The sequence below is a fragment of the Paraburkholderia nemoris genome (genome assembly GCF_905221015.1).
GTDB classification, from domain to species: Bacteria; Pseudomonadota; Gammaproteobacteria; order Burkholderiales; family Burkholderiaceae; genus Paraburkholderia; species Paraburkholderia nemoris.
Genome location: NZ_CAJNBO010000003.1, coordinates 146,905 through 172,051, shown reverse-complemented (window position 1 = coordinate 172,051; position 25,147 = coordinate 146,905). Strand labels below are relative to the sequence as shown.

Here is a 25,147-nt window from a genome sequence, read left to right as displayed (position 1 = left end):
AATAGGCCCGCCAGCGGATGTAAGCTGAATGTAACAGCGCGCAGGAATTGCAAGGCCAGGGGCTTTTTGTTCCACCCTGGTGAATAATGGTGTGATGCGGATGGTGCAGGCGGACGCCCGGCGTTCACTGCATTGACGGAGAAGGACCGGCGCTGTCATAAGCAGCGCCGCTGACGTGCACCGCCATTGGCGCGAGCCGTCAGTTCACGGAGACAAAATATGAAGATTGCGCAGATCGCCCCTTTGACCGAATCGGTGCCGCCGAAGCTTTACGGCGGCACGGAGCGCGTCGTGTCCTATATCACCGAGGCGCTGGTCGAACTCGGCCATGACGTGACGCTGTTCGCGAGCGGCGACTCCGTTACGAGCGCAAAGCTCGAACCCGTCTGGCCGCGCGCGCTGCGCCTGGACCCAGGTATCCGCGACCGCATTGCGCCCCACATGCTGTTGATGGAACTGGTGCGCCGCCAGGCCGAAAACTTCGATGTGCTGCATTTTCACCTCGACTATTACTCGTTTTCGGTCTTCAAGCGCCAGGAGACACCCTTCGTCACGACGATGCACGGGCGCCTCGATTTGCCCGAGCAACAGCCGGTGTTCGACACCTTCAACACCGCGCCCGTGATCTCGATTTCGAATTCACAGCGTCATCCGTTACCGCAGGCCAAGTGGCTCACCACGGTCTATCACGGTCTGCCGGAACAGCTCTACACGCCGCAGCCGGTCGAGCAGAAGTACCTCGCGTTTCTTGGCCGTATTTCGCCGGAAAAGCGTGTCGATACCGCGATCCGGATTGCCGGACGCTGCGGCATGCAGATTCGCATTGCCGCGAAAGTGGACTCCGCCGACCGCGAATACTTCGAGCGCGAAATCCGGCCGTTGCTGGACTTGCCGCATGTCGAATTCATCGGTGAGATCGCGGATAACCAGAAGGCCGAGTTTCTATCCGGCGCGCATGCGCTGCTTTTCCCGATCGACTGGCCGGAGCCGTTTGGCCTCGTCATGATCGAAGCGATGGCGTGCGGCACGCCGGTGATTGCGTTTAACCGCGGTTCGGTGCCGGAAGTGTTGGACGACGGCGTGACGGGCTTTATTGTCGAAGATGAGATCGGCGCGGTGGCGGCGGTCAATCGCCTGCATAAGATGCCGCGGGCGGGCGTGCGGCAACGCTTCGAAGAGCGCTTCACGTCGCACCGGATGGCGCAGCAGTATGTGGATGCGTATCAGTCGGTGATTCGCGCGCAGAAGCGGTCGCGCTTCAAGGTGATTGATACATCGGGGAGTTGAGCAGTGTAAAACCGGCCCACACGGCGGTGCAAAAAAAACGGCGATGTGCACAACGCATCGCCGTTTTTTTATTGCCGCCGTGCCTCGGGCCGGCAATCGATTCGCGCGAGACCGCGCGGGACCGTGCGCCTAGATCTTCAGGCGCGTTACCTTGGTGCCCTGCAGCGAGACATCGGCCATCAGGCCGGCATTGGTCAAAATGAATACTTCGACCGGGGCCGTTGCCGTGGTCGTGTCGATCGCGCCGTTGGCGCCCATCTTCACCAACGCGACGGAGGCGTCGCCGCCCGCCGACCAGCCGTCGGCATTGCGGAATGAGTCGAGCGAGTCTTGCGTCATGAACAGGAAGATGATGGCCTTCGATTGCGCGCCTGCCTGCAGACCGAACGAGCCGGAAACCGTGCTGTAGTAGCCGACCGTGCCGCCGCCTACGCGCAGCGCACCTTCGCCATACTGGCCGCCGACGATGAAGCCCACTTGCAGTACCGACGGGAACACCAGGACGCCGCGCGCCTTGGATACGAGTTCGCGCGAACCCTTCACGGTCGTGAACAGGCGCGACATGGTGCCGTCGACGCTGGCGTCGATCGACTGGCGTTTGGAGGCATCTGTGGAGGGGGTGCTGGGGTTGCCGCTGTTAGTCGTACAACCAGCGAGTGCAAGGCCTCCGAAAGCGAGCGCAGCGGTAGTCTTCAGCATGAAGTTTCGTCTTTGCATCGTTTTTCTCCATCATGGTTCCTGGGCGCAACCTCATATGGTGTTGCCGGGCTGCTTTTAAGTTATATCACACGCAAGCCTGAAGAGCGTACTTCGTCGTTCGGCGAAAAGCCTTGTGGGGCGGGGGTTTGCGAGCTATCGCAACGCACGTTGCTGTAATTTTGACCGGTGGTGGGAGGGCGTTGAAAGACGCTCGGACAGCGCCTTTGAATGGGCTTCCGGCGAATCGAACCGCGCACGAACCGGCCCGTACGCGGCTGGGTTGAAACCATATCGAAGACCGGTTTTTACCGATTTTTCGCGCTCACGATTCGCATTGAAATCGGATTGAAAGTGTTGCCTCGACGCTGCATCCGCGCCCGTATCCTCACCCATGGTTTGCCGGACTTTTGACCGGCGGCGGGCGCCGCAGCACACGGCGAATCATGCCGATCAATACGCCGATCAGGAACAGCGTGACGGCCGGCACGATCCAGTAGCCGACGAACGCATGCCAGAGATAACCCATGAGCGTAGAGCGGCGCACGCTGTATTCGTTGCGGGCGTCCTGCTGGCGGGGCGCATTGGCCGCCAGCACATCGGCCGGACAGCCGGCGGCTTGCGCCTCGTCGGGCTTGCCGTGGCAGCGCGCGGGCGCGCCGGCGGCGCGTTGTGCGTCGGTGAAATTCCAGGTGGTCAGCGCACGGTCGAGGTCGACGGCGTTATACGCCATTTCCTCCCGGATCTCGCTGACTGCAACGATCGCCACGGGCACCGCCCAGAAAATGATGACGACCAACCACCGCCTCAACCAGCGGTTTTTATGCTTCGATACCATCCTTGCCTCCGATCGATGCTCTGCAGCACCAACGACAAGATGGCGGCCCGTCTAATGTTGTGTATGGGGGTGGGCCGTCTCCGCAGCCATCATAGAAGAAAAACGGCGCGTTCGCGCGGGTGGACTGCGAAGGGAGAGGTCGTGCGACGGCGGCTGCCGGGAAATAAGCGACGACGCAAAGCAGGAGTCGGAACAGAAGGGAGAACCGGGCCGCGCCGGAAAACGGCGCGGCCCGGTTCGAGCAATACGCGGCGAGACGCGCGGCGTGTGGCCCGCGCCGCTTGCCTCGTGTTTAGTTAGCGGGCGTGGACGACAGGCAGGTCTTCATGAAGGCCTTACGGTCGTCGCCTTTCTTGCCGGTGGCTTGCGTGTTACACGCCTTCATCTTGTCCTGCTGGCTCATTGGCGCTGCGGCGGCCGGCTTCGCGGACAGGCAGGTCTTCATGAAAGCCTTGCGGTCGTCACCTTTCTTGTCGGCAGCCTGCTTGTTGCAGTCGGCCATTTTCGTTTGCTGGCTGTTCTGCGCGAACACCGGCGAAACGAGGACAGTACCCAGCACCAGCGCAGCGATAGCGGATTGGATTTTCATGTGACACTCCATCGGTGGTGAAAACGTTTTTGGTCGTTCATGCGCGTGGGCGTCAACGGCGTCCAGGACCCCTCGGCACGTCCATTATGGCAAATGCTGTCTGCCAGAACGGACGGAATGCCATTCCGGTTGACAGGCGAGCACGCTGGTTTTCCCCTACGCAGCGGGGTTGGCGGTGCTTCGGGGGGATAAAACGGCCGAATCGCAGCAATGCAAAAATATGTTATGCAATCCGGATTAATTGGTAAGGCGTATGCAAATGAATTAGGCCGCCGTCATTCCATATGGACGATCAAATTCTACACATCCAATTTGCATTGCTGCAGGTGCAAATGAATAGGAAATCGGCAGAAAATCCCGTTGAAGATCATAGGGGTAATCTTGACTGGAATTCCTGCGCCGATGCGCGGCCCGTCGTCTCAGTCAAGCAAGCCAAAGGAGGCTCGCCATGCACTACCTGTTGATGTATGACCTCGTGCCGGACTACCTCGAGAGGCGCGGCACGTATCGCGACGCTCATCTGGCGCTCGCCTGGGCGGCAGTGGAGCGCGGTGAATTGCAACTCGCCGGGGCCTTGACCGAGCCTGTGGACACGGCCGTGCTACTCTTCAAAGGCGGCTCTTCCGAAGCCGCCGAAGCCTTTGCCAGAGCGGATCCGTATGTACTCGCGGGGCTCGTGACGCGCTGGCGCGTACGCCCATGGATGACCGTGGTGGGTGAGCGCGCGGCGAATCCCGTGCGCTAGAAGCAAGCCGCACCGCCGCGCTCGCGCGGCGTCGAGAGGAATGCGAACAGCATGAAGAAGTGCTGTGGTCGCTTCGACGGCAAGCGCGCTTCGATGTCACTCAGGTGCTGTCAAAATTCTGCGCCCAGGCATTCCGCAGCCAGGCGTAAATGCCATCAAAATGCATGGAAATGCGTTGTGGCTCAAATATAAATTTCGTAAACGCTATTCGCCGTCGTTGCCACACCGTTGTGCTGTGCAGCAGCGTCTTTCAGCGCCGGAACCGACGGCAGTTCTGTTACGGCAATACGAGAAATGACGCAGCAAAAAGGACAAGATTGTTTCCATCCGTAACACTTGTCTCAATCATATTCACGCAAACCCTGGTGGTGGTATGCTTCGTGCACAAATTCTCCCATGCACGAGTGAGACCACGTTTTGTGCTTCGCAATAGGGACAAACCGCACTAAGCCAGTGCGCTATTGACCCGCAAACAGAACGTACAAAACATATTTGTGCAACCGCGGGCTGCACACGGATCGTGAAAGTTGAATCCGTGGCCGCCCAAAGCCGCGGCCCGGCCAGGCTGCGTGGAGAAAACCCAATGTTTTTCGATGAGCTAAGCAATGACGAATGGGCGCTGCTGGCAGCGCTTGTCTCTGATGAGCCGGCCGTCCGTCTGAACCGACGCGGCCGGCCCCGCGCCGAACCGCGTATCGTGGCGAATGCCGTTCTGTGGATCCTGACAACTGGCGAACCCTGGTCGAAACTGCCGGGCCGCTATCCGTCGGGTCCGACATGCCGGCGCCGTTTTGAAGAATGGCAGTTAAACGGCACGCTGCTCGAGATGGTTCGGCTGTTGTCCAAAACCGGACGTACCTTCGCGTACGTCCCGCAACCGGCGCCGCCCGTCGCGGCCAAACCGGCAGCACCGGTAGCCGAAACCCCCAGCGTGCGCGACGAAGGTCTGCGCGGTGTGTCGTGGAAGAGCCCCGAATCCTGGCAGGCGCCCGGCGTATCGAGCAGCCTGAGCAACTGGCGTTCGGCGGATCCGTTCGCCGATATTACGCGCCAGTTGTCCGGAATGACGACGGGTATGACAAACGCGCCGCCGGTCTCGCGTACGCGTTCGGCCCCCTCGATACCTGCATCACCCGCGGCACGGCCTGCCATGCGCGCCGGTCTGCAAGGCATGGATGAAGCGCGAGCGGTGGACACGGCAATGCATGGTCTGGATTCGGCTATCGCGTCGGCACGCCGCGCGCAACAGCTTGAAGATCAGCAGCGCAGTTCGCTATCGATGAGCCTCGCGCCACGCGGCACGCAAGTCGCCGACCGGCGCGGCTATGTGATCTACGTTGCGGCAGAGCAGGTGCCCAACGCCATGTATCGCGCGTGGGCGGAGATCATGCAGGACGGCAAACGCGTCGAGCGTTCCGGCCTCGTCGGTCCGCGCTTTGCCGAGGCCGACGCGGCGGAGGAATACGCGCTCGAATGGGCGCGGCAGTGGATCGACCGTGAATGCCGTACGCAGGCTGCAGCCGAGGCCACACCTGCAGTTAATGCCACTGCGGCCACTGCGGCCACTGCGGCTGCTGCTGCAGCGGCGCGTCCGTTGCCGGCCATGCGTCATGTGCCGGAGCCGGTCGCGGTGAATCACGGTGGGCCTTTGCACGGTCCGCTCAATGCATTCCGTGGACCGCTGCGCCGTTACCCGAGCGAACCGGCCGCACCTGCAACCGCAACCGAAAGCAGTGCATCAGATCGTTTTCCGTCCTATCCAGAACTCATCTCCCATGCGGGGTGAGCACGGCGGTTAGCGATACAGCAATACCCCCGCGGCCGTCAGGAGCAACAGCCGCAGGTTCCCGCTTCATTCGTTGTGAATCATTGACGTCCATACGTATCGTCGAAGCGCACGATATCGTCTTCGCCGAGATACGAGCCCGACTGCACCTCGATCATTTCGAGCGGCATCTTGCCCGGATTCTCGAGACGGTGGGTGACGCCCAGCGGAATATAAGCCGATTCGTTTTCGGAGACGATAAAGCGCTCTTCACCCCGCGTGACGAGCGCCGTGCCGCGCACGACGATCCAGTGTTCCGCGCGGTGATGATGCATTTGCAATGAGAGCCGGGCACCCGGTTTCACGACAATGCGTTTGACCTGGAAGCGCTCGCCGGTATCGACGGAATCGTAGTTGCCCCACGGGCGATGCACCTTGCGATGGTTGGTCGCTTCCAGTCCGCCATCGTTGCGAATCCGTCCGACGATCTTCTTGACGTCCTGCACGCGCGATTTATCCGCGACCAGAATCGCATCGGCCGTTTCGACCACCACGAGATCCTGCGTGCCGACGCAGGCGATCAGGCGTCCTTCCGAATGTGCAAAGGTCGAGCTGGCCCCTTCGAACATCACGCGGCCGCGCCCCACGTTCCGGTCGGCGTCTTTCTCCGAAATGTCCCAGATCGCGTCCCACGAACCCACGTCCGACCAGCCCGCTTGCAGCGGCACAACCACGCCGGATGCAGCGGTCTGATCGTTACCCAGTTGCTCCATCACCGCGTAGTCGATCGAATTCGACGGCGAGGCGCTGAATGCATCGCGTTGCAGGCGGAAGAAATCGCCGTCCGCTTTGCCGCCTGCGAAGGCCGCGTCGCAGGCTTCGTAAATCGCCGGCTGGAAGTGGCGGATCGCCTTCAGCCAGGTCGAGGCGCGCATGATGAAAATGCCGCTGTTCCACCAGTATTCCTGCGATTCGATATACCGCTGCGCCAGTTCCAGATGCGGTTTTTCGACGAAGCGATCGAGCTTGTGCGCGCCGATCTTGCCGGCTGCATCGGTGTCCGTTGCGCGAGCGTCATTAGGCGTGCCAAGCGCCGCGCCAATGCGGATGTAGCCATAACCCGTTTCCGCACGGGTCGGCACGATGCCCATCGTCACGATATGGCCGGCTGCCGCATGTTGCACGCCGGCCGCTACCGCTGCACGAAACCCGTCGCTGTCGGTGACCGCGTGATCGGCGGGCATCACGACCATGATGCCGTCCTCGTCCTGCGCGGCGATCGAAAGGGCAGCCACCGTCAGCGCCGGCGCCGTATCGCGTCCGGCGGGCTCGAGAATCAGCCGGGTCGGCTTGCCGCTCGTGCGCAATTGCTCGGCTGTGGTGAAGCGCTGTTCTTCGTTGGCCACCACGACGAGTTGCTCCGCAAGCGGATGGCCCGTTTCGAGCCCGTCGAGCCGGCGCGTGGTCGACTGCAGCAGCGAGTCGTCGCCGAGCAGGCCAATCAGCTGTTTCGGATGCTGCTCGCGCGACATCGGCCACAAGCGTGTACCGGAGCCGCCCGCCAGAATCACGGGATGAACTTTGAGCTTGACGTTTAGGTGCATAGCTTGCGTGGACCGGGTGTCGGCAGGTGTGGCCGTAACCGGAGCTGTCATGATGGACTCCTCGAGGCTGGGTGAATGCGTCGAGTTTTATCACGAAGTAAAGAATCAATAAAAGCGCGTTAAATAGAAACTATATAAACCGTCTAATAAAATTGGCTGTTTCGTGAAGAAAAAATGTCCGGCCAATTTTTAAAAAAGAAAAATTACCCGAAAAAAATCACAGGTAATTTTTTTATCCGATGGAATGACGCAGAATGGGGACGAAAGGCGGGGCGTAAGTTTCGTAGGAAAACGGACGGACTGGCTCGCATCCCCTTCCAGAAAGGCGCGAAACCGGCCTCTCAAACGCAAATTCGGTAACAATTGCCGCACAAAATTCCGAAAAAATATCGAAAATTTGACCGATACATTTTGAGATATTTTGCTGTCTTGCAGTCCGAATTTTAATACCGCTTTATCTATACATGTACAAGGGTATTCACTCACTTCGACACCTGTTTTCCGGATCGTCCGTTCAGGAATTTTTTTAATCCGGAAAGCGGCAGGGCAATTAACACCGGTTCAATCAGTTTCGCGCCGCGCATCGTCTGCAGGCGCGAATAGCGGCGTTGCTCTCCCGGTGGCAGGACGTGATGAGTGTGACGGGAATTTAACCAACCAACGGATGGCACTTGACTGACGAACTGAGGGGCAGCTCATGCTGAGCGTTCTATCGAGAATCATCGACATCGCCATGGTCGCGCTCGGCGCGGCTATTGCGACGGCCGTGCACAACGGGAAATTGGTGTGGCTGGACGACGTCCAAAGCGTGTCGCTCGCATTCGACTGTCTGCTCGTGGTGGTGTTCTTTCCTGCGCTCGGGATCTATCAGTCGTGGCGCGGCAAGCCGCTGTACGACCTGCTGTGCCGCGTGGCGGGCGGCTGGGTGATGGTGGAGATCACCGGCATCCTGATCAGCTTCAGCCTGCACCGTTCGGACAGCCTGTCGCGTCTGTGGCTGTTTTACTGGGCGATCGCCACGATCGTGCTGCTGATCGTCACCAAGGTGATCGTCTATTCGATCCTGCGCGGACTGCGCCGCGAAGGCTTCAATCAGCGCGCGGTGGCGATCGTCGGCGGCGCGCCGTATGGGCGCTTCCTGATCGAACAGATGCGCAGCCGCCCGGAAGCTGGCTTCAGCCCCGTCGTGCTGTTCGACGAGGAGGGCACGATCAACCCGTATGAAGATCCGGATGCGAGCGATGCGATCGAAGGCGTGCCGGTCGAACGCGATTACTCGCGGATGCTGCAACTGGTGCGTCAGCGGGCGATTCGCGAACTGTGGCTCGCGCTGCCGATCTCGAAGGAGAAGGCGATACATCGCTTCGTGATGGACCTGAAGAACGACTTCGTGAACATCCGCTTCATTCCGGACGTTCGCAGCCTCACGCTCTTCAATCAGCCGATGGTGGATCTGCTCGGCGTGCCGGCGATCAACCTGGCCGCCTCGCCGATTACCGATCTGCGCGTGCTGCCCAAGCGCATCTTCGACCGGCTGTTCGCATTGGCGGCATTGACCGCGCTGTCGCCGGTGATGCTGGTGATCGCTGTGATGGTGAAGGTGAGCTCGCCGGGTCCGGTGTTCTTTCGCCAGAAGCGCAAGGGCATCGACGGCAACCAGTTCGAGATCTACAAGTTTCGCTCGATGAAGATGCACAAGGAAGAGGCCGGCAAGATCACCCAGGCGACCCGGCGAGATCCGCGTATCACCGCGGTCGGCGCGTTCCTGCGGCGCACCAGCCTCGACGAATTGCCGCAGTTCATCAACGTGTTGCGCGGCGAGATGTCGGTCGTGGGTCCGCGTCCGCACGCGCTCGAACACGACGACATCTACAAGGATCTGGTGAAGGGCTACATGCACCGTTACCGGATCAAACCGGGCATCACCGGGTGGGCGCAGATCAACGGCTATCGCGGCGAAACCGACCGCATCGAAAAGATGATGGGCCGCGTCAAGCTCGATCTGTACTACATGCAGCACTGGACCTTCTGGCTCGACATCAAGATCGTCGTGCTGACGCTGTGGAAGGGCTTTGTGGGCAGCAACGCATATTGAGGCGCAGCCGCGCAACGCGCGGCCGCTCTCCTGAATCAACTCCATTTTCCGAGGTGTAATACATGAACCTGACGATCATCGGTAGTGGCTACGTAGGCCTCGTGACGGGCGCATGTCTCGCCGACATCGGCCATGACGTGTTCTGTCTCGACGTCGATCAACGCAAGATCGACGTGCTCAACAACGGCGGCGTGCCGATCCATGAACCGGGTCTGCAGGAAATCATTGCGCGCAATCGCAAGGCCGGCCGCCTCAAGTTCTCGACCGACATCGAGGCCGCGGTCGCGCACGGCGACATCCAGTTCATCGCGGTGGGCACGCCCTCCGACGAAGACGGTTCCGCCGACCTGCAATACGTGCTCGCCGCTGCGCGCAATATCGGCCGCCATATGACGGGCTTCAAGGTCATTGTCGACAAATCGACGGTGCCGGTCGGCACGGCTTCGCGCGTGCGCGACGTGATCGCCGAGGAACTGGCCGCGCGCAACGCGAGCCACATGTTCTCCGTCGTGTCGAATCCGGAGTTCCTGAAAGAAGGCGCGGCTGTGGAAGACTTCACGCGCCCTGACCGCATCGTGCTCGGCTGCGACGAAGACGTGCCTGGCGAAAAAGCGCGTGAGCTGATGAAGCGTCTCTACGCGCCGTTCAACCGCAATCGCGAACGCACGCTGTACATGGACGTGCGTTCCGCCGAGTTCACCAAGTACGCGGCTAACGCGATGCTTGCCACGCGCATCTCGTACATGAACGAGCTCGCGAATCTGGCCGACCGCGTCGGCGCGGATATCGAAGCGGTGCGCCGCGGCATCGGTTCCGATCCGCGCATCGGCTACGACTTCCTGTATGCCGGTTGCGGCTACGGCGGCTCGTGCTTCCCGAAAGACGTGCAGGCGCTGATTCGCACGGCAGCCGACCACAAGGCCAATCTGCGCATTCTCGAAGCGGTGGAAGCCGTCAACGACACGCAGAAAAAGATCCTCGCGCAGAAGATCGTCGATCGTCTGGGCGAAGACCTGTCGGATCGCACCTTCGGCGTGTGGGGCCTCGCGTTCAAGCCGAACACCGACGACATGCGCGAAGCGCCGAGCCGTCCGTTGATTGCCGAACTGCTGCGTCGTGGCGCACGCGTGAAGGCCTACGACCCGGTCGCGATCGACGAATCGAAGCGCGTATTCGCGCTCGATCTGAAGGACGTGCCGCAACAGCATGCGCGCCTGTCGTTCGTGAACGAAGAGATGGAAGCGGCCGAGGGCGCCGATGCACTGGTGATCCTCACCGAATGGAAGGTCTTCAAGAGTCCGGATTTCGGATCGCTCAAGGAGAGCCTCACCACGCCGCTGATTTTCGACGGCCGCAATCTGTACGAACCGGACGCGCTGCTCGAACTCGGTATCGAGTATCACGCGATCGGCCGTCAGCACGCGCTGCGCAATGCGCCGGCGAAGGTCGGCGCAAACGGTCTGCCGGTCACGGCAGACGCGGCCGATACCGTCGAGGCCGGCCAGTAAGTTGGCCAATGAGTTGGCCAATGAGTTGGCCAATAAGCCGCCGCGCAGCCAAAGCCTCACTAAGGAGCCCGCCATGTTCGCCAACGTTCTGATCGTTTGCCACGCCAACGTGTGCCGTTCGCCCGCAGCCGAGATGCTGTTCAAGGCCCGGCAGCGCGCGCCGTCGCGGCCTTCCTCGGCGCCGATCGCGTTTCATTCGGCGGGTCTCCGCGCCACCAACGGCCACGCCATGGACCCGGTGATGCGGCGCCTGCTCGCCGAGCAGGGCGTCGCCTCCGGCATCCACTATTCGCGGCGCCTCGACCGCCATCTCGTGCGCGCAGCGGATCTCGTCCTCGTCAGCGAGCGCGCGCAGGTGAGCGCGGTCGAAGCGCTCGATCCGGCTTCGCGCGGCAAGGTCTATCCGCTCGGCAAGTGGGAAGACGATTCCGACGTCGCCGATCCGCACGGCGGCAGGGAAGTCGACTATAGGGAGAGTCTCGTGCTCATCGAACACCTGGTCATGGGATGGCTGAAGAAAATATGCTGATGAAAAAACGCACTGCACACACATTCGCGAACGTTAATTCGACGGGTTTCAAATCGAAATTCGCCGCCACGCTTTTGCTGACGTCCTTTCTGTCGGCCTGCGCTACCGCACCTGGCAATTACCTCGACACGTCCCGTCTGAAAGACGACGGCCAGCACCAGGGTCAGCAAGCTAACGAAACCTATCCGGTTCATCTGATCGACGGCCCGCTGGTTGCTGCGCAAGCTGAGGCGCAAGCCACTGCCGCGCAACAGGCGCTGCCGGCTTCGCACTATAGCGATCCGTCGCAGTACGTGTACCGGCTCTCGCCGCAGGACATTCTCGGCATTACCGTGTGGGACCACCCGGAATTGACCACCCCGCAGGGCAGCACGCTGTCCGCGGGCGGCAACACCACGCAGTCGATCGGCGGCGCCTTGCAGCAGCCGTATACCGCCGCGCTGCCGGGCCAGGCCGATCCGTACGGCCAGACGATTGCCCCCGACGGCACGATCTTTTTCCCGTTCGTCGGCCGCATCAAGGCCGCGGGCAAGACCGTGGGCGAAGTGCGCGATCAGTTGAGCGCCGGCCTCGTGCGCTACATCCGCAATCCGCAGGTCGACGTGCGCGTGCTGTCGTACCGCGGCCAGAAAGTGCAGGTGACCGGCGACGTGAAGACGCCGGGCCCGCTCGCCATCAGCGACGTGCCGCTCACGCTGGTCGACGCGATTACGCGCTCGGGCGGCACCAACAGCGACGCCGACATCCAGCGTGTGCGCCTCACGCGCAACAACAAGCTCTACGTGCTTGACGCCAACCGCATGCTCGACCAGGGCGACACCACGCAGAACGTCATGCTGCAAAACGGCGACGTGATCAACATCCCGGATCGCAGCGACAGCCGCATCTTCGTGATGGGCGAAGTGAAGACGCCGATCCAGCTGCCGATGCTGAAGGGCCGCCTGACGATCGCCGACGCGCTCACCCAGTCGGGCGGCATTCTCGACACGGACGCCAATCCGCGCCAGATCTTCGTAATGCGCGGCATGCGCGAGCATCCGACCACGCCGGACGTGTACCGCCTCGACATGACGCAGCCGGACGCGATCATGCTGTCGTCCCAGTTCCAGTTGCAGCCGATGGACGTCGTGTATGTGGGTACCGCCGCTTCGACCACGTTCAACCGTGTGTTGCAGCAAGTCCTGCCGACCATCCAGACGCTGTTCTACCTGAAGCAGTTGACGAAATAACTGTCTGAGCCGTCGACAGGCCCGCGCCGCTCTCACAGGGCGCGGGACCGAAGCAAACGCCGAGGCAAACGCGCAAGCCCATGCCAGAGCACACGCTGAAGCCCACGCCGAAGCAACCGAAACGGGATCGAATTGTGAGCAACCAAATCTCTCCACACATGGCCGGTCCGATCAAGACCGAAGAAGAGGACGTCGTCCTCGGGCAACTGGTGCAGGTGATCCTCGACGACATCTGGTGGCTGATCGCGATCGCCGGCGTGATCGTCGCGCTGGCCGCCGCGTACTGTTTCCTCGCCAAGCCTATCTATTCGGCCGATGCGCATGTGCGGGTCGAGCAGTCCGACAACACCTCGCAGGCGCTTACGCAGACGCAAACGGGCGCGGCCATTACCACCGGCTCGACTTCGCTGCCGACCGATGCCGAAATCGAAATCATCAAGAGCCGTGGTGTAGTCGGCCCGGTGGTCCAGCAACTGAAGCTGAACTTCAGCGTCGTGCCGAAGACGATTCCGCTGCTCGGCAGCATCGCCGCGCACCTGGCGACGCCAGGCCAGCCGGCGCCGCCGTGGCTGGGTCTGGCTTCATACGCCTGGGGCGGTGAAGAGGCCGACATCGATACGCTCGACGTGGTGCCCGCGCTCGAAGGCGAGAAGCTGACGATGAAGGTGTTCGACGAACAGCACTACGAGCTCTACGCAAAGAACGGTGCGCTGCTGCTGCGCGGCCAGGTCGGCCAGCAGGAGCAGGGCGGCGGCGTGACGATCCTCGTGAACAAGCTGGTGGCCCGGCCGGGTGAAGAGTTCACCGTGACGCGCTTTAACGACCTCGACGCGATCACCGCGTTCCAGTCGGCGATCACCGTGCAGGAGCAGGGCAAGCAGACCGGCGTGATCCAGATCTCGCTGGAAGACAAGAGCCCTGAGCACGCCGCACTGGTGGCCAATGCGCTCGCGCAGTCGTATGTCCGTCAGCACGTGTCGAACAAGCAGGTCGACGCCAGCAAGATGCTCGACTTCCTGAAGAGCGAAGAGCCGCGCCTGAAGTCCGATCTCGAACGCGCCGAAGCCGCGTTGACCGCTTATCAGCGTCAATCCGGCTCGATCAATGCGAGCGACGAAGCCAAGGTTTACCTCGAAGGCAGCGTGCAGTACGAACAGCAGATCGCCGGTTTGCGTCTGCAGATGGCGCAGTTGACCGAGCGTTACGGCGACGACCATCCGATGCTGGTGGCCGCGCGTCAGCAGATGGCCGAACTGGAGGCGCAACGCGCCAAATACGCTGACCGCTTCCGCGATCTGCCGGCAACCGAAGTGAAGGCCGTGCAGTTGCAACGCGATGCGAAGGTGGCCGAAGACATCTATGTGCTGCTGCTCAACCGTGTGCAGGAGTTGTCGGTGCAGAAGGCCGGTACCGGCGGCAACGTGCATATCGTCGATCAGGCGATGCGCCCGGGCGCGCCGGTCAAGCCGAAGAAGGTGCTGATTCTTTCGGCGGCCGTGATTCTGGGCCTGATCTGCGGCACCGGTTTCGTGTTCCTGCGCCGCAATATGTTCAAGGGCATCGACGACCCCGACCATATCGAGCGCGCGTTCCATCTGCCGGTGTACGGTCTCGTGCCCTTGAGCGCCGAACAGGCTTTGCTCGAAAGCGGCTTCCAGCGCGGCGGCGAACGCCTGCGCTCGGTGCTGGCGAATGCGCGGCCGAAGGACGTCACGATCGAAAGCCTGCGCAGCCTGCGCACGTCCATGCAGTTCACGATGATGGACGCGAAGAACCGCATCGTCATGCTGACCGGCCCCATGGCCGGCGTCGGCAAGAGCTTCCTGACGGTCAATCTGGCGGTGCTGCTCGCGAACTCGGGCAAACGCGTCTTGATGATCGACGGCGATATGCGGCGCGGTGTGCTCGAACGTTATGTGGGCGGTACGCAGGACAACGGCCTGTCGGAATTGCTGAGCGGGCAGATCTCGCTCGAAGAAGCGATCCGCGCTTCGAATGTCGAAGGCCTGAGCTTCATCTCGTGCGGCCGCCGTCCGCCGAATCCGTCGGAACTGCTGATGTCGCCGCGCCTTCCGCAATACCTGGAAGGCCTCGCCAAACGTTACGACGTGATTCTCATCGACACGCCGCCGGTGCTGGCCGTGACCGATGCATCGATCATCGGCGCCTATGCCGGTTCGACCTTCTTCGTGATGCGTTCGGGCGTGCATAACGAAGGCGAGATTGCCGAGGCGTTGAAGCGCCTGCGCGCCGCCGGCGTGCACGTGCAGGGCGGCATCTTCAACGGTATGCCGGCGCGCTCGCGCGGCGGCTACGACCGTGGCTATGCGGCGGTCCAGGAATATCTGAGCACCTGAGCCACAAGACTGAGCCCAGTTTGCTGACGCCAGCGCAAACACGTTAGAAAAGGACATCACGATGAAAGTCACCGTACTGGTTCCGACTTACCGCCGCCCGGCCGACCTGGCGCGCTGCCTCGCGGCGCTGCAACGGCAGTCGCGCGCGCCGGACGAAGTGGTGGTGGTCGCGCGCGCCGACGACGAAGCGACCCACACCTGCCTGCGCGATCCGGCCGTGCCCGGCAGCTTGCCGTTGTCGGTCGCGCTCGTGGAAGTGCCCGGCCAGGTCGCGGCCCTGAATCGCGGACTGGACGCGGCCAATGGCGACGTGATCGCGATTACCGACGACGACGCCGCGCCGCACGTCGACTGGGTCCAGCGTATTGCTGCCGCGTTCGAAAGCGATGCGCGCCTGGGTGCGTTGGGCGGCCGCGACTGGGTGCATGAAAAAGGCCGCGTGCTCGACGGCGAGCGGCCGCTGGTCGGCAAGGTCACGGCGCACGGCAAGATCATCGGCAATCACCACCTGGGTGTGGGCGGCGCACGCGAAGTCGACATCCTGAAGGGCGCCAACATGAGCTACCGGCGCGACGCGATTCGCACCATCCGTTTCGATCAGCGCCTGCGTGGTGCGGGTGCCCAGGTTCACAACGATATGGCCTTCAGCCTTGCCGTGAAGAATGCCGGCTGGAAGCTGATGTACGACCCGCGTGTGGCCGTCGACCATTTCCCGGCCGAACGTTTCGACGACGACCGTCGCGACGCGCAAACCATGGCGGCGTTGCGTAATGCCGCCTTCAACTTCCACCTGATCCTGCGCGACCAGTTGCCGCCGCTGCGCCGTGAAACCGCGTGGTGGTGGTGGACGCTGGTGGGCACGCGCGTCTATCCGGGCCTCACGCACGCCGCACTTGCTCTGGTTTCGAAGCAGGCGAGCCTGAGGCTGTCGCGCTGGCGTGCGGTGCGCACCGGCGCGCACGAGGCGCGCCGCGCGTTGTCGCGGACCGCGTGAAGCCCGCGAGCGCTCACGTGTCCCCAACGTCCTGCACGTTCGTGCATCGGCACTGGCGCCTGCTCGCGCAGGCCGATGCCCCTTTCCACCGGCAGAGCGGAGTGTCTGCATGAGTACGAAAGTTCACGTTCATCTGTTTTACGGCGCCGACCCGCGCTTTTACCGGCCGGGCGACAACATCGGCTGCCTGTACGGCTATCACCATGCCGAATCCGCTGCGTTCAAGCTGACCTATTCGCAGGACGCGCGCGAAAGCAAACCGGTGCGTTTGCTGCGCCGCGCGCTGAAGGCGGCGCTCGGGTTCGACTTCATCCATACGTGGCGCAACCGCGACGAGATGCTGCGCTCGGACGTCATCTGGACGCATACCGAGCAGGAATGGCTGTCCGCCGCGCTGATGCTGCTGCTGAGCGGCCGCAAGGCGGGTGCTGATGCCAGCCCCTTGCTGTTGGCGCAAAGCGTGTGGCTGCTCGATAAATGGCCTTCCTATGGGATTCTGCGTAGCTGGCTATATCGCAAGCTGATGAAACGCGCCGACCAGTTGACAACCCTTGCCACTGAAAACGCCGAACTGTGCCAGCGTTACTTCAATCGCGACGCGAAGCCGCTCCTGTACGGCCTGAACACGCAGGACTTTCCGGTGAAGACGCCGACCGAGTGGACGCCGCACACGCCGATCCGCATCGCGGCGATCGGCAACGATCGCGACCGCGATTGGGAAACGCTTATCAAGGCTTTCGGCAACGATGCGCGCTACACGGTGAAGCTCGCGACACGCCGGCGGATTCCCGCCTCGCTGCGCGCGCCGAACGTGGAGATCGCGTTGTTCTCCGGGATCAAGAAGCAGCACGAACTCTACGACTGGGCCGACGTGATCGTCGTGCCGCTGCGGCCGAATTCGCACGCCTCAGGGATCACCGTGATGCTGGAAGCGGCGGCGGTCGGCAAGCCGATGGTGGTCACCAACGTCGGCGCGTTGCAGGATTATTTTCCGGCGGGCGAGGCGGCTTACATCCCGCCGTTCAATCCGCAGGCGTTACGCGAGGCGGTGGACCAGCTCGCCGCTTCGCCCGCGGATGCGTTGCACCAGGCACAGGCGGCTGCCGCCGGTTTGCTGTCGCGCGATCTGACCACGCAGAACTATGCGATGCAGCACGTGAGAATTACGCAGGAGATGCTGCGGGCGCGCGCAGCGTCGCGCGGACGTGTGGTGGCCGGTGCCGCCGACGCCGATGCCGTGGCAACGGCGCCGCGTGCCGCGGTGAACCAGCCGGCGCGAGTTCGCGCGGGCAGCCAGGGGCAAGGCCAACGCCCTGGGCCGCGCGAATCACGCGGAGGTCTCTAAACGATGTCGACGATTGCGCGAGGCGGCGACAACGCGGAGCGGGTACTGTCCGGCGCTCGCAAGGAGTGGCTGCCGGAGGCCTTACTGTGGCTGATCACCGTGATGTTGATCATCGCGCATCAGGGCACGGTGCTTACGCTCGGATTCCCGGTGCTCGCGATCCTGACGGGCCTGTGGCTCTACTTCAAGAGCCCGGCGCGCTACATCGGCTTCATGTGGTGGCTGTGGTTCCTGAGCCCGGAAGTGAGGCGTCTTGCCGACTGGTCCAAAGGCTCGTTCACGCCGACCAGCCTGATCCAGGTCGCGCCGCTGGCCGTGACGATGATCAGCGCCTTTTCTTTGCTGCGCTACTACAAGCTGCTTTCGCAGCGGCGCGGCCTGCCGGTGCTGCTGGTTCTGATGGGGCTTGCCTACGCGTTCATGATCGGTGTGATGTCGAGCGGGCCGCTCGCCGCGACCTATGACCTCGCGAACTGGCTCTATCCGATCCTGATAGGTTTTCACATCATGGCGCACACGCGCCAGTACCCGAAGTATCGCGACACCATCGTGAGTACCTTCATCTGGGGCATGCTGGTGATGGGCGGCTACGGCCTGATCCAGTTCTTCATCATGCCGCCATGGGACGCGCTGTGGATGCTCGGCTCGCAGATGAATTCGCAGGGCGATCCGGTGCCGATGGGCGTGCGCGTGTTCAGCACGATGAACTCGTCGGGACCGTTCGCGTTCGCGATGATGGGCGCGATGGTCTATGTGATGGCGGCGACGCACCGCGTGCGCTGGGTTGCTGCGGCGCTGGGCTTCTTTGCTTTCGCGCTGAGCCTCGTGCGTTCGACGTGGGGCGGGTGGGTGATCGCGCTCCTGATCCAGCTGGTCAAGGCGAACAACAAGGTGCGCGTGCGGATCGTGGCGAGTGCGGTGCTGCTCGCCGGTCTTTGCGTGCCGTTGCTCACGGTCGGCCCGGTCGCCGAGCGGATGCAGGCGCGCCTGAACACGCTCGTCAATCTGAGCGACGACCAGAGCTATGCCGCACGTAACGAGTTCTACGCGACCTTCGCGAAGACGGCCTTTACCGACGTCTCCGGCGAAGGCATGGGCGCGACCGGCACCTCGACCAAGCTCTCGAACGACGGCGGCCAACTCGGCCAGTACGGCAACTTCGACAGCGGCGTGATGAACATTCCGTTCGTGCTCGGCTGGCCCGGCACCTTGCTCTACATGTCCGGCATCGTGTGGCTGGTGGTGCGGGCGGCGCTCGCGTCGTTCAAGCTGCGCAACGACAAATTCGTGTCCGCCTGCCTGAGCCTCAGCCTCGCGACCTTCGCGATGCTGGTGTTCACCAATTCGCTGGTCGGCACCGGCGGGCTGCTGCTTTTCATGAGTGTTTTTTCGATCCTATCCGCGGTGCACTACGAAAAGATGAACCGCAGACGCACGCTACTTTTCCACGGAGGCACTGATTGAGAGTCGCCATTGTCACGCACGTCGTGCGCCATAACGACGGCCAGGGGCGCGTCAACCACGAGATTGCGCGCGCCGCCCTCGAGGAAAACATCGCTGTGACGCTGGTTGCGTCGCACGTTGCGCCGGATCTGCTCGCGCATCCGAACGTCCGCTGGGTGCCGATGAAGATCGGCCGCTGGTGGCCCACCAATCTGTTGCGCCAGCAGGTGTTCGCGTTCAAAAGCGCAATGTGGCTGCGCGCGCATCGCCGCGAATTCGACGTGCTGCACGTGAACGGCTTCATCACGTGGGTGCCCGCCGACGTCAACACCTCGCACTTCGTGCATAGCGGCTGGTTCGGCAGCAAGTACTACCCGTTCGGCCTCACGAAGGGCGTGTGGTCCGCGTATCAGTCGGTCTATACGCGCTGCAACGCGTTGCTCGAACGTTGGGCTTACCGGCGCTCGAAGGTGATCACGGCGGTGTCGCAAAAGGTCGCCGATGAAATTCGCGCGATCGGCTTGACGCCTGATAACCGGGTCGATGTGATCTACAACGGCGTCGATACGCAAGGCTTCGCGGCTGCCACGGGCGACCGCACGAAGTTCGGCTTACCGGCGGACGCGTTCCTGCTGCTGTTCGTCGGCGACTTGCGCACGCCGCGCAAGAACCTCGGCACGGTGTTGCAGGCGCTCAAGCATCTGCCCGAGCATGTGCAGATCGCAGTGGCCGGGTTTCTGCCGGGCAGCCCGTATCCGGAACAGGCGAAGGCGCTCGGCATTGCGCATCGCGTGCATTTTCTCGGGCTGGTGAAAGAAATGCCGGTGCTGATGCATTCGGTCGACGCGTTCGTATTCCCGTCGCGCTATGAGGCGATGAGCCTGTCGTTGCTCGAAGCGATGGCCGCGGGCCTGCCGGTGGTCACGGCGCGCACGGCGGGCGGCGCGGAAATAATCACGCCGGAATGCGGCATCGTGCTCGACGATCCGGACGATCCCAAGGCATTGGCGGGCGCTATCGCACGTCTTGCGGAAAACGACGAAGCACGCCGCGCGATGGGCGTCGCCGCCAACGAACTTGCGACCGGCTTCGGCTGGGCGCGGATGGCCGCGCAATACATCGCGCTGTACCGGCAACTGGCGGGGCAGCAGAAGGACCGCCGACGCAGCGAAGTGGAAGCCGCGGTGGTCGCCAAGACCGACGCGCTGACGCTGAACACGCTAGCCGGGCAGACAATCCACCACAACGCTCAGAACGCTCAGGGACAACAACTATGACCTCAAGATCAATCAAATCGCTGCAGATCGGGATGCACTGGTTTCCCGAACGCGCGGGCGGCCTCGACCGCATGTATTACTCGCTGGTCGGCGCATTGCCGGGCGCGGGCGTCGCGGTGCGTGGCGTGGTGGCCGGCTCGCCCAAAGTGGCCGCGGACACCGGTGGCGCGATCAACGGTTTTGGTTCCGCCGCGCAATCGCTGCCCCTGCGCTTGATGGCGGCACGCCGCGCGCTGCGCCAGGAGATCAGCACCTCGCGTCCCGATGTGATTTCGTCGCACTTCGCGCTGTACACGTTTCCGGGCCTCGACGTGACGCGCGGCATTCCGCAGGTCTCGCATTTCCAGGGACCGTGGGCCGACGAGAGTCATGTCGAAGGCGCCGATTCGCTCGGCCAGCGCGCCAAGCGCTATCTGGAACAATCGGTGTATGCACGCTCGTCGCGGTTGATCGTGTTGTCGGAGGCTTTCGGCAAGATTCTGACTTCGCGCTATCGCATCGCGCCGGATCGCGTGCGCGTGGTGCCGGGCTGCGTCGATGTCGAGCAGTTCAATCTGCCCATCACGCCGGCCGAGGCGCGTCTGAAACTGCAACTGCCGCAAGACCGGCCGATCGTGCTAGCCGTGCGGCGTCTGGTGCGCCGCATGGGCCTCGAAGATCTGATCGATGCGGTGAAGCTGCTCAAGCGCACCGAGCCCGATGTGCTGTTGCTGATCGCGGGCAAGGGGCGGCTTGAAGGCGAGTTGCAGGCGCGTATCACCGAGGCGGGCCTCGAGGACAACGTGAAGCTGCTGGGCTTCGTGCCCGATCAGCATCTGGCTGCGTTGTACCGTGCGGCGAATATCAGCGTGGTGCCGACGGTGGCGCTGGAGGGTTTCGGGCTGATTACCGTGGAATCGCTGGCTTCGGGCACGCCGGTGCTGGTGACGCCGGTGGGCGGTTTGCCGGAAGCGGTGGCGGGTCTGTCGCCGAATCTGGTGTTGCCGGAGACGGGGGCAAAGGCAATTGCTGAAGGTCTGGCGGGCGCATTGAACGGCTCACTGAAGTTGCCGGATGCCGATGCCTGCCGCCGCTATGCACGCGAGAACTTCGATAATTCGGTGATCGCAAAGCGTGTGGCGTCGGTGTATAGCGAGGCGATCGCGGCGGGTGGAGTGCACTAAAGGCTTCTTGACGCAATAGAAAAAGGCCTGAATCATTGCGATCAGGCCTTTTTTTCATGGAGTGACGACTGCCCACACAGCCGACACTCAGGACAGCATTAGAACGTCTCGTGATGTTCATTCCGGCCCAAGTCCGCATGAACCATCATGTGGCACAGTTGTTCAAGCGTGGTTTCCGGCTTCCAGCCGAGCTTCTCGTGCGCCTTGTCCGCGCAGCCGATCAGCAGATCCACTTCCGCCGGGCGATAGAACTTCGGATTCACGCGCACCAGCGTCTTGCCGGTTGCCACGTCGATACCCGTTTCACGCTCTTCCTTGCCTGACCATTCGATCTGATAACCCGCGGCGGCAAACGCCATGCGCACGAAGTCGCGGACCGTCTCGGTGCGGCCGGTGGCGAGCACGAAGGTATCGGGTTCATCGGCTTGCAGCATGCGCCACATGCCTTCCACGTATTCGAGCGCGAAGCCCCAGTCGCGCTTGGCGCTCAGGTTGCCGAGTTCCAGCACGTCCTGTTTGCCGAGCTTGATCTTCGCGACGGTGTCCGTGATCTTGCGCGTGACGAATTCGCGGCCACGCAGCGGCGATTCGTGGTTGAACAGAATCCCGCTGCTCGCAAACAGGTTGTACGACTCGCGATAGTTGATGGTCGACCAGTGCGCGAACAGCTTGGCCACACCATACGGGCTGCGCGGATAAAAAGGCGTGTCCTCGCGTTGCGGCACTGCCTGCACGAGACCGAACATTTCCGACGTCGACGCCTGGTAAAAACGGGTCTTCGGATTGAGAATGCGGATGCCTTCGAGCAGATTCAATGCGCCGATGCCGGTCACTTCGGCGGTTGTCACGGGCTGGTCGAACGAGACACCCACGAAGCTTTGCGCGGCGAGGTTGTATAGCTCGTCGGCCTGCGCGCCTTCGAGCAGGCGCAGCGTTGAGCCCAGATCGGTCAGGTCGTGTTCGACCAGACGCAGATTGGGATGATCGAGCACGCCGAGCTCACGAATGCGCCAGAAGTTGACCGAACTCGTGCGCCGGTAGGTGCCGGTCACGTGGTAGCCCTTGTCGAGCAGCAGTTTGGTCAGATAGGCGCCGTCCTGTCCGGATACGCCGGTGATGATCGCTTTGCGTGGTTGGCTCATAGCTTGCCTTCGATATTGGTAAAAGAGAAAGAGAGGTGCACCTGAAAAAAGAGCTTCAAAGCGTGCCGTCCAGTAGTCGCCGCACCAGCGGATCGACGACCTGAAAATCCTGTTCTGCCTTGAGCCGGTACAAACCCGGCTTGGGATGCGCGCCGTCGGACATCAGCGTCTTCCAGTCCGGCAGATTGCTGACGTACGCGAACTGATCGACGAGCGGCACCTGCTGTTCGGCGGCCACCCGGCGCGTCATCGCGACCATCGCGGCGAGCCGCGCGTTCAGGTGGTTGTCGGGCATCGGGTTCGAGGTCTGTAGAACCGGCTCCTTGCCAAGCGCGCGGGCGGTTTTCACGAGCGTCGTTTCCGCTGCGTAAAACTGCTCGGGCGTCTGGTTCTGCATCACTTCATTAATGCCGTAGTTGATCAACACAATCTGCGCGGACGAAGCGGCCAGCCGTTCCTGCCACGGCAGGCCGGCGGTCGGGCCGGCGCGGCGGTTGCCGGTGCCGTCGCGCAACTGGCTCGCCATCGTGCCGCCCACGCCGTAGTTCGTGACGTGCACCTTCTGGCCGTACCTGGCTTGCAATTCGTCCTGCAGATACGACACGGCGTTTTGCGCCTGCGGTCCGCAGTGGCCCTCGCTGCACGTAATGCCGAGCGTGGTCGAATCGCCGTAGGCGTCCACCAGCACCTGCGACGCCGGTCCGCTGGCGTACGCATCCACTGTCAGCGAAATCAGCACCGACGCAACAGCCGACACGCTCGCAGCGAGCCACGCGCGGCGCCTCATGCGCGGCTTTGCGGCGCTCGCGACGCGCCCCCCGACACGCTGCCGGCCGGTGCATGCGCTTTGTCTGCCGAGCCGAAGATCAAACGTTTTTCGAACGCGAACCACGTGATGCTGGCGTAGGCGAGGGTGATCGCGAGTGCCAGCGCCGCCGTCAGATAGCGGTTCAGATGCAGGGGCCACAGCGTGTACAGCACGCTCAGGTGAATCAGATAGATCGTGTAGCTGATGGTGCCGATATAGACCAGCACGGGGTTGCACAGCAGCCGCTTGACGATGCCCTTGCTTTGCAGGGCGATGACCACGACCGAAGTACAAAGCACCAAGGAAACGCTGTAGAGCGCGGCGTTCGATAGCGGCGTATTGGCCGCCCGGAACCGCGGATAGTGCAGATGCAGCCACGCCAGCACGGCGAGCGCGGCAAAGAAGCCGAGCACGGCGAGGCCCTTGAACGGCTCGAGTGCGTTGCGATCGCGCCGTACGGCGACGGCGAGCAATGCGCCGGCCGCCAGCAGGTCCATGCGGAACGGCGTGAGGTAATAGATCGGCCAGAACGAATCGAACCAGGGCGTGGCGACCGCGCGCAGCACCGGCACCAGTACGATCAACGCAGCCGCCACATAGCCGAGCACGCGCTCGGGCAGCAGCAGGATCACGAACGGCCAGAAGATATAGAACTGCTCTTCGACCGCCAGCGACCACAGCACATTCAGGCTGTCGTGACCGCTTTGATTGAGCGCGTCGCCGATATTGGTCGCGAAGAACGCATACCACTGCCAGTGCTGCGCCCAGCCGAAGCCGAACAGAATCGACGACATCACCATCAGCAGCAGATAAGGCGGCAGGATGCGCCGCGCCCGGCGTGCATAGAAATAGCCGAAATACGACTGCTGACGCGCCTTGCGCTCGAGCAGGATGCCGGTGATCAGGAAACCGCTCAAAACAAAAAACAGATCGACGCCCATCCACAGCGGCGCTTTCAAGGCGTGCTGGGCGAATACCGCGAGCACGGCGATGGCGCGCAAGCCGTCGAGCTGCAGGATGCGGCGAGAGTGAGAAGGCGCTAAGGGCAGTGCGCTAGCAGTCATGAACCGTCCATGGTGTGAAGCGGATGGGCCGGGCGAAGGATCGCGCGAGCCGTCTCAAGTCAGGAACAGGGCTTGAGGGCAGGAGCGCGCTCGCTTCGCATCGCAACGGAAGTGCATTCGATTCTAGGGAAAATAAATTGATGAAAAAACGGGAATGAAATGGATAAATGAATCAGATTGCAACAGGGTGTTTCGTTATCCATTCTCAATAGATTTTTATGCTTGTGTCTTGTGGCTGTCGCAATCTGTAAGAAGTGCAGCCGGAGTCAGGTTGCATCGGTAAGGATGGGGCGCAACGGCACTGCGGGACGCAGCCGTGCAGGTCCATTTTCATTTAATCGATTTTTAAATCATTTTCTTTCACGACGCTTAAAGCGTCGAATATTTTTGAATTATTTTCGATTTTCGTCACGGCATTCTTTCCGCGTAATGTGAGCCGTGTGGACGGGGGCCGGGGATGGCGCGTGCGTCACGCGCCCGGCGTTCGTATTCGATCGGGTTCGCGCTGCGGTTCTGCGGTGCTGCGGCGAGCCTGCTCTCAAAGCCCCGCTTTATACGTCGTGTCTTGCGGGAATCAGTCTCGTGTTCTTGCGCCGCTTCTAGCGGCGTCAGCCGTCATCTCATTGGATTTTGCATCCGCGCGGGCTTTTACCCCATCGCGGCACGGCC

Annotated in this window: 20 protein-coding genes; 13 read left to right on the top strand and 7 right to left on the bottom strand. The window is 62.2% G+C overall.

Features of this window, described 5'->3' with window-relative positions:
• Positions 1-219 precede the first annotated feature (219 nt).
• A complete protein-coding gene (locus KHO33_RS05490; RefSeq protein WP_054042712.1) occupies positions 220-1,287 on the top strand; it encodes a glycosyltransferase family 4 protein in 1,068 nt (355 codons plus the stop codon).
• A 129-nt stretch (positions 1,288-1,416) separates the two neighbouring features.
• On the opposite strand, the gene KHO33_RS05485 is transcribed toward KHO33_RS05490, so the two are convergent.
• The 3 genes from KHO33_RS05485 to KHO33_RS05475 all read right to left on the bottom strand — a co-directional run bounded on the left by KHO33_RS05485 (position 1,417) and on the right by KHO33_RS05475 (position 3,410).
• Positions 1,417-2,004, bottom strand: a complete 588-nt coding sequence (locus tag KHO33_RS05485) for a BPSL1445 family SYLF domain-containing lipoprotein (RefSeq protein WP_054042714.1) — start codon at positions 2,002-2,004, stop codon at positions 1,417-1,419.
• A gap of 367 nt (positions 2,005-2,371) precedes the next feature.
• Positions 2,372-2,821, bottom strand: coding sequence for a hypothetical protein (locus tag KHO33_RS05480; RefSeq protein ID WP_200564543.1), 450 nt, complete (start codon positions 2,819-2,821; stop codon positions 2,372-2,374).
• A gap of 292 nt (positions 2,822-3,113) precedes the next feature.
• Positions 3,114-3,410, bottom strand: a complete 297-nt coding sequence (locus tag KHO33_RS05475) for a PsiF family protein (RefSeq protein WP_054037598.1) — start codon at positions 3,408-3,410, stop codon at positions 3,114-3,116.
• A gap of 448 nt (positions 3,411-3,858) precedes the next feature.
• Between KHO33_RS05475 and KHO33_RS05470 the strand changes: the two genes are divergently transcribed.
• On the top strand, positions 3,859-4,155 hold the full coding sequence (locus tag KHO33_RS05470) for a YciI-like protein (RefSeq protein WP_054037596.1): 297 nt from the start codon (positions 3,859-3,861) through the stop codon (positions 4,153-4,155).
• Between the two features lie 583 nt (positions 4,156-4,738).
• Positions 4,739-5,941 (top strand): transposase, encoded by a 1,203-nt coding sequence (locus KHO33_RS05465; RefSeq protein ID WP_200564544.1) that lies wholly within the window; start codon positions 4,739-4,741, stop codon positions 5,939-5,941.
• Positions 5,942-6,021: 80 nt separating this feature from the next.
• Here the strand turns inward: KHO33_RS05465 and KHO33_RS05460 are convergent, their stop codons facing one another.
• On the bottom strand, positions 6,022-7,575 hold the full coding sequence (locus tag KHO33_RS05460; protein ID WP_054037595.1) for a mannose-1-phosphate guanylyltransferase/mannose-6-phosphate isomerase: 1,554 nt from the start codon (positions 7,573-7,575) through the stop codon (positions 6,022-6,024).
• 646 nt (positions 7,576-8,221) lie between these two features.
• On the opposite strand from KHO33_RS05460, the gene KHO33_RS05455 reads away from it, so the two are divergent.
• From KHO33_RS05455 to KHO33_RS05410, 10 genes are all read left to right on the top strand, one after another.
• Positions 8,222-9,619, top strand: a complete 1,398-nt coding sequence (locus tag KHO33_RS05455) for an undecaprenyl-phosphate glucose phosphotransferase (RefSeq protein WP_054037593.1) — start codon at positions 8,222-8,224, stop codon at positions 9,617-9,619.
• 62 nt (positions 9,620-9,681) lie between these two features.
• Positions 9,682-11,127, top strand: a complete 1,446-nt coding sequence (locus KHO33_RS05450) for a UDP-glucose dehydrogenase family protein (protein ID WP_200564545.1) — start codon at positions 9,682-9,684, stop codon at positions 11,125-11,127.
• A 73-nt stretch (positions 11,128-11,200) separates the two neighbouring features.
• Positions 11,201-11,656 (top strand): arsenate reductase/protein-tyrosine-phosphatase family protein, encoded by a 456-nt coding sequence (locus tag KHO33_RS05445; RefSeq protein WP_200564546.1) that lies wholly within the window; start codon positions 11,201-11,203, stop codon positions 11,654-11,656.
• Entirely contained in the window at positions 11,650-12,885 is a 1,236-nt protein-coding gene (locus tag KHO33_RS05440; protein ID WP_054037591.1) for a polysaccharide biosynthesis/export family protein, read from the top strand. The genes KHO33_RS05445 and KHO33_RS05440 overlap by 7 nt, the downstream gene beginning before the upstream one ends.
• 158 nt (positions 12,886-13,043) lie before the next feature.
• Entirely contained in the window at positions 13,044-15,242 is a 2,199-nt protein-coding gene (locus KHO33_RS05435) for a polysaccharide biosynthesis tyrosine autokinase (RefSeq protein WP_200564590.1), read from the top strand.
• Between the two features lie 61 nt (positions 15,243-15,303).
• Positions 15,304-16,236, top strand: coding sequence for a glycosyltransferase family 2 protein (locus tag KHO33_RS05430; RefSeq protein ID WP_200564547.1), 933 nt, complete (start codon positions 15,304-15,306; stop codon positions 16,234-16,236).
• A 109-nt stretch (positions 16,237-16,345) separates the two neighbouring features.
• Positions 16,346-17,581, top strand: a complete 1,236-nt coding sequence (locus tag KHO33_RS05425; protein WP_234480510.1) for a glycosyltransferase — start codon at positions 16,346-16,348, stop codon at positions 17,579-17,581.
• A gap of 3 nt (positions 17,582-17,584) precedes the next feature.
• Positions 17,585-19,045: a glucose-6-phosphate isomerase gene (locus tag KHO33_RS05420; RefSeq protein ID WP_054037590.1), complete on the top strand. Its 1,461-nt coding sequence runs from the start codon at positions 17,585-17,587 to the stop codon at positions 19,043-19,045.
• Positions 19,042-20,301 carry a glycosyltransferase family 4 protein gene (locus tag KHO33_RS05415; RefSeq protein ID WP_054037588.1) on the top strand — a complete coding sequence of 420 codons (1,260 nt, stop codon included), beginning with the start codon at positions 19,042-19,044 and terminating at the stop codon, positions 20,299-20,301. The genes KHO33_RS05420 and KHO33_RS05415 overlap by 4 nt, the downstream gene beginning before the upstream one ends.
• Complete coding sequence (locus KHO33_RS05410) at positions 20,298-21,464, top strand: glycosyltransferase family 4 protein (protein ID WP_054037586.1); 1,167 nt, start codon at positions 20,298-20,300, stop codon at positions 21,462-21,464. Before KHO33_RS05415 ends, KHO33_RS05410 begins: the two co-directional genes overlap by 4 nt.
• A 98-nt stretch (positions 21,465-21,562) precedes the next feature.
• Here the strand turns inward: KHO33_RS05410 and gmd are convergent, their stop codons facing one another.
• From gmd to KHO33_RS05395, 3 genes are read right to left on the bottom strand one after another with little or no spacing between them, the layout of a single operon-like run.
• Positions 21,563-22,606, bottom strand: a complete 1,044-nt coding sequence (gmd, locus tag KHO33_RS05405) for a GDP-mannose 4,6-dehydratase (protein ID WP_054037584.1) — start codon at positions 22,604-22,606, stop codon at positions 21,563-21,565.
• A 55-nt stretch (positions 22,607-22,661) separates the two neighbouring features.
• Positions 22,662-23,393 (bottom strand): SGNH/GDSL hydrolase family protein, encoded by a 732-nt coding sequence (locus KHO33_RS05400; RefSeq protein ID WP_200564548.1) that lies wholly within the window; start codon positions 23,391-23,393, stop codon positions 22,662-22,664.
• Positions 23,390-24,478 (bottom strand): acyltransferase family protein, encoded by a 1,089-nt coding sequence (locus KHO33_RS05395; RefSeq protein ID WP_054037582.1) that lies wholly within the window; start codon positions 24,476-24,478, stop codon positions 23,390-23,392. The genes KHO33_RS05400 and KHO33_RS05395 overlap by 4 nt, the downstream gene beginning before the upstream one ends.
• Positions 24,479-25,147 lie beyond the last annotated feature (669 nt).